Source organism: Streptomyces sp. PU-14G (assembly GCF_041028275.1).
Taxonomy (GTDB): Bacteria; Actinomycetota; Actinomycetes; order Streptomycetales; family Streptomycetaceae; genus Streptomyces.
The window spans coordinates 1-605 of the sequence record NZ_JASKYT010000776.1 but is presented as its reverse complement, the minus strand read 5'-3'; the positions used below and the strand labels follow the sequence as shown (position 1 = coordinate 605).

The window sequence follows — 605 nt, the reverse complement described above, 5'->3', positions numbered from 1 at the left end:
GGCCCCACCCGCTCCGGCTCCGGCCCCGGCCCCCGCGCCCGCGCCGGAACCTGCGCCCGCTCCGGAACCCGCGCCTGAGCCTGTGCCCGCGCCCGCACCTGCGCCCGCGCCTGAGCCCGCTCCGGAGCCCGCGCCTGCGCCGGAACCTGCGCCTGCTCCAGAACCCGCGCCTGAGCCTGCGCCCGCACCCGCACCTGCGCCTGCACCTGCGCCCGCGCCTGAGCCGACACCTGAGCCCGCTCCGGAGCCCGCGCCCGCGCCGGAACCTGCGCCTGCTCCAGAACCGGCGCCTGTGCCTGCGCCCGCACCTGAGCCGGCGCCTGAGCCGGAACCCGCACCTGAGCCGGCACCCGAGCCGGAACCCGCACCCGAGCCAGCACCCGCACCCGAGCCGGAACCCGCACCTGASCCGGCGCCCGAGCCGGAACCCGCGCCTGAGCCGGAACCCGCACCTGAGCCGGAACCCGCACCCGARCCGGAACCTGCCCCCGAACCCGCACCCGAACCCCCCCCCCCCCCCCCCCCCCCCCCCCCCCCCCCCCCCCCCCCCCCCCCCCCCCCCCCCCCCCCCCCCCCCCCCCCCTGAGCCGGCTCCTGAGCCGGAA

1 pseudogene is annotated in these 605 nt (G+C 81.8%); it reads right to left on the bottom strand.

Features of this window, described 5'->3' with window-relative positions:
• A pseudogene (locus AB8Z75_RS35255) lies at positions 1–230 on the bottom strand (hypothetical protein); the annotation flags it as partial.
• Between the last annotated feature and the right edge of the window lie 375 nt (positions 231–605).